We start from the raw sequence: 8,893 nt of genomic DNA, 5'->3' as shown, positions 1-8,893 counted from the left end.
GATATTGGAAAGCATCATTAGGATAATCTTTCACTAAAATTGTCGTTCTAAGACATTTTGGGCATATTACATATTTGCTTTCATATGCACCAGTGCATATTCCTCCATTCTCAAATATCAAAGAATCGCCGTAATAAAATTGTACTTTATTTTCTTCTTCGGTCATATTTGTGTATCTGGTCTCAAATTATATAAATCTCGCTTTTAATACTTTTAGGTTAAAAACTGCGAAAATACACATGGGAATATGGAGTTACATTTTCGCGGGAAATTTACTCCATAAAAAGCATATGAGTGGGGGGATTCAAACCCACGAACTCCATACTCCAGGATCAGGTCAGACGATCCCCTCCATCTCCCCCTCCCAAAATAATTACAAAACCCAGATCACATCATGGTTGTCCGGCAGCATCGCCCCACGGGGGATGGGCGAGTCATACCATGCGATGAAGTCGGCGGGATACTCTTCCAAGAACTGAATGCCCAAAAAGTCATCCTGTTAGGTTTTCGTGTCGATGAGTGCCTGATCCGCCTTTCCTATCGCCTCAAACGACCGGTTACACGGGGGGGATATCCTTCCGCACCGGGGAAAGCTGCAATTATATTACCAATCGTAACGAAACCATCCCCGATGGAACTTCCCTACCTGAACAAATTCATAAGACGCAATAAGGAAGATATCCCGGAGATCTCTCCGGAGGAATTTTTTCAGAATCTCAGATCATCCCGGGCTGAAGCGGAAGAGATCTGTAGCACGGCAGAAGAGGATTTGAAACGCCTCAACGAGACGAAATGGAGCCTTAAATATACGCCGCTCATCCTCGGGGCGGCGGTAGCAATCAACCTGGGGCTCATGTTTGCATTTACCTGGAAGTTCTACCTGTACTGGATTATGGCGGCCTTCACGTTCCTGATGGTAAACCCCTTCCTCACCATGCTTCCGACCGATATGGCGGATTTAAAAGCATATATAGGGTACATCAGGGAACTTAAATATCGCGAGAGAAAGAGCCGGGACGAGATCGCGGGTGGGGAGACCTCCGGAAGGGGCAGTATCGGTATCGCCGAGACGACCGAGACGATCAAAGGGCTTTCCCGAAAGAGGAACCACCTCTACGAACTCGGCTGGAACCTGTTCTTCATAAACTGCCAGCCGCTGGCTCCGGGTTTTCTCATGCTTTTTGCCCTCTCCGCTGTCTTTGCACTCGCAGGCTGGGCAATCTTCGGCCAGTTCGAGGCTTTCTCCTCCATCATCATCTCAGTCCAGTCGGTTGCGATAATCGTCTTCTATATCGCGGTTGTGCATGTGAAGCCGTATTCCAGTGGCTTTTTCACGGAAGTGCTCGGCATCCATTCCACATTCAAAGAGCATTATGAAGAGGCCTGGAGCAAGGGACTAAAATACGCACTCACCGCCGCCGTGCTGATCACCGTCACCGGTATAATTCTCATCGCGGCGGTGGTCCTCCCCGGGATCACCTACGGCAGTTTCACATCCGCCGAAGCCGACATCCACATCCACACGGGGATCTTTGCCCTGATCTTCCTGACGCAGATGATTGCTGTACGGCATTTTCAGGGGAGATACAGCAGGACGCTCGCGGAAACCCTCTTGAAATCAAAGATCGTGGTGATCCGGGAGGAGATCCTCCCGGCCATCAGAACCCTTGAGACCGTGCTGGCGGATGAGGGCGTGACCCCACAGATGAAGTGCAGTTTAGAGAAGATCGAGATCGATCTCATCCGGCACCGGATGCTGAAGATCGACTTCAGATCATTATTCGGGTACTTCCCGGTATGCCTGATTAACCCGGACATCGGTGCCGTGATGAGCATCTCCGGCAAGAGGGACAGCAGCCGCACCGGGATAGAGACAGGCAGGGCGAGGGAGTAACTACCTGATCCCGGAGCATTCACCTTTTTTTATCACTCACGCCGTCTGGAAGGGATCGGCCGGCGAACGGGATCAAGCTGCGCCTTTCCAGGAAAGACGCGACGACCGCCGACATCGTTGATTCCGAAAATAGCGTGCCCTGGTGCAGAGCATCTCGCCCGAACCAGAGCCGGGATCGAGCACGCAAGCCCCCTCATCCGGGATCAGATCGGACATCCACCTCCCAAAAAATGTTACGATAGCCGGATCACATTATGGTTGTCCGGCAGCATCTCTTCACGGTGAATCGGTGTATCATACCATGCGATGAAATCGGGATACTCTTCCCAGAACTGAAGGCCCGAAAAGTCATCCTGTGAGGTTTTCGTGTCGATGAGTGCCTGGTCCGCCTTTCCTATCGAATCAAACGACCGGTACACATGGGGGTATCCTTCCGCACCGAGGAAGGACGGGGTGCCGGTTACGATCTGGAAGTGGAGGTGCGGCACATCCGAGTTCCCGCTGTTCCCGACAAGGCCGATCACCTGCCCCTCTTTCACCGTATCGCCCTTTTTCACGGTGATTGATCCGGGGATCATATGGCCGTAGCAGGCATACATCCCGTCTCCGAGATCGAGGATGACGTAGTTACCCGATGCGGTCGTGATGTCGGCCGGAGGAGTGGAGTAGATGGTCGGGATGTCCGGCAGTCCGTCGAGCGTGTCCGCAACGGTTGCGTCAGCGACAGAATAGAGCTCCTTTCCGTACCCGTACCAGCTGCGGATGTCCGTTATGTTCTCAGAGGCAAGGCGCCCCGTCTCCGGGTCGATCCCGATCAAATCCTGTGCGTACCGCTGCGGGACCCGTGTCGCCCCGTCCGTGGTAATCTGTGCCAGGAAGTGGTGTGTATACGGCCAGGTGGTCTCGATGATCAGCCATCCGGGGCCGCGAACCGGTGAGGCGATCACGATCGGCTCACGATCCTTTCGCACGGCCACCTCCGCGCCTTCCAGCAATGTCGGGGGCAGCCCGTCTGCATTCCGGTTCAGGGTGACCCGGTGGACGAGACGGTCCGGGACAGATGACGGGTTCATGACGAGCCAGACAGAGACCCGCGACATCGGCATCTTGCTCGTGAATGTATCAATCTCCTCCCGGGTTGGCGGGGGTGAGGATGCCGGATGCCAGAGCTGGTCGAGGTCATCACCCTCGAGGGTTGTAATGACAGCACCGGTCTCAGGGTCGATCACCTCTACTCTCTCCGGTACTATCGTCTGGTTGCCGGATGGGTGGAATTCGAGTTCATAGGCGAGGTTCATCCCTCCGCTGCTCCTGACCGGGATGGGTTCCACGGGAATGGTCATGGTAATCTCCGGGGCAGCGGGCACCTCTGCGGGCCCGGTACAGCCCGAAGACAGGAGTGCACAGACTACTAACGCGATTGTGAGAAGGAAAGGAATGTGTTTCATGGGGGGAGTATCTCCAGATGCGATAATCACCCCTCACAGTATTTGGCACTTGTGCCATCTCACCGACCGGTGGCTCACAGGGGCCTGCTGCTCCATGCAGAAAACCATGTGACCTGTTCCGGAGTGCTCACAACTCCCTATCCGGCTCTTTCTCCATAGGTAAAAGATTGTGTATATTGGGTTTATGGGAGGACGATAGGGAAATCCGGGGTGAAGGTATCAAACATGCCCATCAGACGGATAAACGAATCCACATCTCCTGAGACCGTGGCAAAACCCATCAGCTTCTCTTTCGAAGGCCTGCCCTGGAGCAGATACCCTTTCATTGCAGTCTTTTCGCCGGAAATAGTCGCACTGGCATTTCCATCATACGTCCCCATCCATGCATGGAGGACACAGTTCTTCAGATGAACAACCGCTGTAGTATTGCCTTCCGGAGATTCCATGATGATATTGACCAAAATGTCTTCCCCATCGGCTCTCTCCGGATTCAGCCGTATTGCAAGATATTCAAAGACCTGATCAGGAGACAGTGCCGACAGCAATCCCAATGCCGGGGGTGATCCCTGGGTGCTGGCATCTCCGGACTCCGACACGCCGGTACTCCTGAGCTCCTGAGCTGCCGTCAGATAGGCATTTCTGTACGGGCCGGAGACCGACTGGTATCCAAGTTGCTCAAGTGCATCGGCCTGGATAGTTCTTGCCTCCCTGTTTGTCGGGTCTGAGTAGACAATGTAGCCGGCAATCGTTGCCACCTCCTGGTACATTCCCTTCTGATAATCCTCTCTGAGCCTGGGTATGACTGCATCTGCCCCACCCATATACTCGATCAGCACCGAGGAGAACCCAACTGGATCGGGATTGTTCAGATGCGTTGGGTTTCCATCGTAGAATCCCAGGTATTTCTGGTATACGGCCTTTGCTGCGAACTGCACCGTCCCATAAAACTCGTGCGTGTATCCATACTTCCTCAGGGAATCAGGCAGAGTAATCATATGAGAGAGTTCATCCATCGTATATCCCCGATTGATCAGGTGCAGCGTCTGATCGTGGAGATACCTGTACATGTCACGCTGTATCTCAAGCGTTTCGACCACAGCCTCGTTACCGAAACGCGGCCAGTTGTGCGAGGTAAACATCACCCCGGCCTCTCCTCCATAGAGCTGGCGAGCTTCATCGAGGTATCGTGACCAGGAAAGGGGGTCCCGTACCTGGGCTCCCCGGATAGTCAGAATATTATGGAGTGCTCCAACGCAGTTTTCCGCCATGCAGAGCGCTTTCTCCTGCGGGAACCAGATATTCATCTCCACCGGGGCTTCGGTGCCGGGCGTCAGCTGGAACACCATCTCCACACCGTCGATCGTCACAGTCTGTCCGGTATGGGTGATATCACGCGTCGGGGGGATAAGCGTCATACTTCCGCTGGCCATCATCGTCCCAATGCCCAAATCCACAAAGCCCTTTTCGTCGACCGGAAGCGTCAAACCGAACATGTATATCGAACGGCGCTTCATTGCAGTTCCGGCGTACACATTTTCGCTGACAAGATGCTCCATGAATCCTTCAGGGGCGATGACGATGACCTCACCTGAGTCGACCTTCTCCTGAGTAGTGACACCTCCCACACCGAGACAGTGATCCACGTGGGGATGCGTGTAGATGACTGCCTTTACCGGATATTCGCCGAGTTTTTTGGTGACGAGATCCAGAGCTACCCCTGCGCTCTCGGTACAGCCCAGCGGATCGATAATGATCCAGCCGGTCTCTCCTTTGATAAGGCTCATCACGGAAACATCGTATCCGCGTACCTGATAGATGGTATCAGTCACCTGAAAGAGCCCGCGAATGCTGTTCAGCCTCGCCTGTTCGTACAGGCCAGCACTCACTGTCAAGGGTGCGGTGTTGTTTTGGAGATAAGAGAGACCTGTTACGTCCAGAACCGGTTTGCCAGCCGCGTTGAGAATGATCTGCGAGTCCGGTGCTGCGAGAAGTCCGCGGTTTGCATACTCAATATCATCGTTGAGATTCTGCCAGGTTTTAGAGAGATCTTCAGCCGTATTGATGGCACGGGTGTATGAGGTTGCGTCATTTCTCTGATCTTCTGCTACAACCGGGGAAGCTATGAGAAGAAGAGCACAAAGGCAAAGAAGCAGACGCGTGTTCAGGCATTTCATAGATAAAATGAATAATTCTTCATAGATAAGGATGGTGAAAAATGTGGTGCGGTAAATGAGGCTGTTGTTGAGCCTCACGTACCAAAATCAAAACGGTATGCGAGAGGCCGGATTCGACCCGTGACCCTGCTCTTACAGGATCGAACAACAGCATCCAGCTGCCTCACATCACCGTGCCATCAGCGCGAACACTCCCCATCCAAGGTATTCACGTGTGTACGTGGCATAGCGTTTTGGTTCCGACGTCAGTGTGGCTCTCACCTCTTTTGCGAAGTCATCGTCGGGATTCGCTTCGAGCCATCGGCGCATGGTGAGCCATTTGGCTGCTTCGTACCTGTCCCAGCCATCATTGTTTGCCAGAACCATCTCCACAACATCGTAGCCGAGATCGTTAAAAGACGCGAGAAGGTCCGGAAGCATGAGAAAATCCGAGATAGAACTGGCAAAGCATCCCCTGGCAACATCTTCTGTTGGTGGTACCTGCTGCCAGTAGGGCTCACCGATGAGGATGATCCCTTTGGGGCGGAGACTTTGTGCCAGAAGCCCGATGGTGCCGGCGACTCCCCCGCCAATCCATGTGGCACCAAGACATGCTGCCACATCGACCTTTTCGTCGGCGACATAGCCGGCAGCATCGCCGTGGATGAACCCGACACGATCAGTGACTCCGAGTTCTTCAGCACGGAGTTTCGCCTGCCCGGTGAGCAACTGGCTCATATCGATGCCGACACCGTTGATTCCAAAATCGCGTGCCCAGGTGCAGAGCATCTCTCCCGAACCACTGCCGAGGTCAAGCAGACGAGCCCCCGGCTCCAGGCGCAACGCTGCGCCGAGAGTGGCGAGATTTTCTGGTGTGAACGGGTTATGAATACGGTGGGCGCTTTCGGAAATAGTAAAGATACGTGGTATGTCCAATGTACAAACTCCTTTGAGTAAATTATATGATAATTGGATTATATTCTTCGTGTCTTTTGAAAATAATGTTTTTGATATCTGCCCATAGCCCCGACATTTTGAGTTGTTATTGTGGTGTTCTGAAAATAAACCAGACCTCACCTCACGGCTCATTCCTTCAAGGTAAGATAATGGAAGTCATTTGGAAATATCAGACGTCAATCTCTGGTTTCCTCATATTGACTGGGGGATTGGTTCATTATGCTTCTTCAGGCTTGCCAGGTACCCTGTTGCAGCGTCTTTTATATTTTCAAGGGCTTCGGCTCTGGTTTTTCCCTGGGATATGCAGCCCGGAAGGGACGGGCATTCGGCGACGAAGATCCCCTCTTCGTCCCTCTCTATGGTCACTCTGAATTTCATAGGACCTGATCTCACCTCATTTGTTCTTTAAAGTACTATACGTTTAAACTTTTTTTTCGGTAGTGTATTATTGTTTTTTCTAAAATAAAATATCTTTTATATTTACACTATTTTTTCAGAGAACCAATTCGTCATAGAAGAGATGGCAGATGTTTATGGTCGAATACATCCCGTCACGTGCCGAAAAAACAAAAATGCGAGAGGCCGGATTCGAACCGGCGGACCCCTGCGGGATCGGATCTTAAGTCCGACGCCGTTGGCCGGGCTTGGCTACCCTCGCGCCACTATTTGTATGCCGTCCATCCAGAAAAAGTATTGGAAGAGTATCGGGATGATCATCCCATTCAATGTCGGTCTGAGATCTTATTTCCCATCAATCCGCTCAGCCCCGATCCCCGACCCGAAGATCTTCATGACACGGAACCGCCTGCCGGTCATCCGCTCATACCATTCGCGGTGCTGGTCCGCCTCTTTGAGGGTCCTGAGAGGATGGCGGATCCGCTCACCTGTCTCCTCATCAACAAGCACAATCCTGCTCATCTGCTCTCAATGATGATTTTAATGGGTTAATGCTCTTTCTTCTCTCCACACCCGCTTGAAAGACAGGACTGAACATCCTTTCCGAGGATGCCGACTGCGTCTGCCCTGCACCGCTGGCAGTGTTTCATCTGCTTGACATAGGGCGCACAGCGTTCATGCATCGCCCGCTTGTCTGCCGGTGTCGGCGGAGTAACCCCCTCGAACTTATACTGGGGGATGAGCGGGATGATATTGTAGTTGTAGACACCCATTCCTCCGACCTTCTTTGCAATCTCCGGGATATGCTCGTCATTCACACCAGGAATGTAAACGGTGTTGATCTTTACGATCATCTTCCGCTCGACCGCCATCTGAATCCCTTTCAGTTGCTGTTCGAGGAGGATCTTTGCTCCCTCAACCCCTTCGTACTTCTTCCCCTTATAGGTGACATGCGAGTAGATCTTTGCACCGATCTCCGGATCGATGGCATTCAGTGTCACCGTCAGGTTATAGACATCGTACTTGAGAAGCTCATCGATTAACTCAGGGAGCATGAGGCCGTTTGTGCTCAGGCAGAGGATGATATGGGGATATGCCTCATGCACAAGCCGTATTGTCTCCATTGTCTCCGGATTTGCAAGCGGCTCGCCGGGGCCAGCGATCCCGATCACCTTCACGTACGGGAACTTCTCAAGGACCTCTTTCACGCGTTCAAGCCCTACTTCAGGGCTGAGCACCTCGCTGGTCACGCCGGGACGGGACTCATTGACGCAGTCAAAATCCCGGACACAGTAGTTGCACTGGATATTGCATTTCGGCGCGACCGCAAGATGGCATCTGCCAAATGTATGGCATGCCTTCTCAGAAAAGCAGGGGTGCTCTTTGATCCTCCGGAGCGTCTCCGGATCGTAGGGGATCTCTTTTCCCTGAACGTTCGCTGTCGGGTAACCCTCATCCGTCATATGATCAAGAGTAATGGAAGAAGAGGGTATAAATACTGTTCTTACTGCAACTGAAATACTATCTTTTATAGTTCAGAGAGTATATCGTGATACATGAAAAAATGGTTCTTCATAGCAATCATTCTCTGCCTGATCGTGCCTCTCCTCTCCGGATGCACCGCCGCGCCAGAGACGGATGTAATAATCCCGGAGACTACACCTCCCACGCAGGTGCCGGTTTCTCCTGTCCAGTCACCCGTGATCATTGTGCCATCGGAATTACAATCGATTCCAATCACGCTCTCTGCGTCCCCTCTCACACGTGATAATGCCCTTCTTCTCACCTTTGAGATGAATGCCCGGCAGATATCGGGTGTGATACCCCGCGAAGGGTACTCCATGATGCTCATCTTCTTCGCTTATAACACCGATCAGGTATCAGTTGGTTACTCACCTGCAACCGCAGATGAGGTCAGAACATCCGGCATACCATATAAAACACGGTCAATCATAGTGTATCCGGAAAATGTCATCACCCATCAGGAGCAGGTACCTGATATGGGATCTCCGTTACGGATCTTCAACCCTGATGAACCGTATGTG

The 8,893-nt window shown here is 52.4% G+C and carries 8 protein-coding genes and 1 tRNA gene; 2 read left to right on the top strand and 7 right to left on the bottom strand.

The annotated features are described in order from the left end of the window. The first annotated feature begins 394 nt into the window (after window positions 1-394). The gene (locus tag Q7V06_RS08525; protein ID WP_304840564.1) at window positions 395-1,894 is read left to right on the top strand and encodes a hypothetical protein; all 1,500 of its coding nucleotides are present in this window, start codon (window positions 395-397) and stop codon (window positions 1,892-1,894) included. A 233-nt stretch (window positions 1,895-2,127) separates the two neighbouring features. Here Q7V06_RS08525 and Q7V06_RS08520 read toward each other — a convergent pair whose 3' ends face one another. The 7 genes from Q7V06_RS08520 to nifB form a co-directional block, all read right to left on the bottom strand. Beyond that, a complete protein-coding gene (locus Q7V06_RS08520; protein WP_304840562.1) occupies window positions 2,128-3,342 on the bottom strand; it encodes a M23 family metallopeptidase in 1,215 nt (404 codons plus the stop codon). Between the two features lie 182 nt (window positions 3,343-3,524). Beyond that, a complete protein-coding gene (locus Q7V06_RS08515; protein ID WP_304840560.1) occupies window positions 3,525-5,516 on the bottom strand; it encodes an alkyl/aryl-sulfatase in 1,992 nt (663 codons plus the stop codon). Between the two features lie 168 nt (window positions 5,517-5,684). Further along, a complete protein-coding gene (locus Q7V06_RS08510) occupies window positions 5,685-6,431 on the bottom strand; it encodes a cyclopropane-fatty-acyl-phospholipid synthase family protein (protein ID WP_304840558.1) in 747 nt (248 codons plus the stop codon). A 213-nt stretch (window positions 6,432-6,644) separates the two neighbouring features. Then, window positions 6,645-6,830, bottom strand: a complete 186-nt coding sequence (locus Q7V06_RS08505; protein WP_304840556.1) for a type II toxin-antitoxin system HicB family antitoxin — start codon at window positions 6,828-6,830, stop codon at window positions 6,645-6,647. A 195-nt stretch (window positions 6,831-7,025) separates the two neighbouring features. After that, window positions 7,026-7,110, bottom strand: a tRNA-Leu gene (locus tag Q7V06_RS08500). A gap of 83 nt (window positions 7,111-7,193) precedes the next feature. Further along, window positions 7,194-7,370, bottom strand: coding sequence for a hypothetical protein (locus tag Q7V06_RS08495; protein ID WP_304840554.1), 177 nt, complete (start codon window positions 7,368-7,370; stop codon window positions 7,194-7,196). 26 nt (window positions 7,371-7,396) lie between these two features. Beyond that, window positions 7,397-8,311 carry a nitrogenase cofactor biosynthesis protein NifB gene (gene nifB / locus Q7V06_RS08490; protein WP_304840552.1) on the bottom strand — a complete coding sequence of 305 codons (915 nt, stop codon included), beginning with the start codon at window positions 8,309-8,311 and terminating at the stop codon, window positions 7,397-7,399. Window positions 8,312-8,404: 93 nt separating this feature from the next. Between nifB and Q7V06_RS08485 the strand changes: the two genes are divergently transcribed. Beyond that, window positions 8,405-8,893 (top strand): hypothetical protein (locus Q7V06_RS08485; protein ID WP_304840550.1); only part of this gene is annotated, 489 nt, incomplete at its 3' end.

Source organism: Methanocalculus sp., from assembly GCF_030651615.1.
Lineage (GTDB): Archaea > Halobacteriota > Methanomicrobia > Methanomicrobiales > Methanocorpusculaceae > Methanocalculus.
Note: the sequence above shows the minus strand (reverse complement) of the source record. Positions and strands in the feature narration are given on the sequence as shown.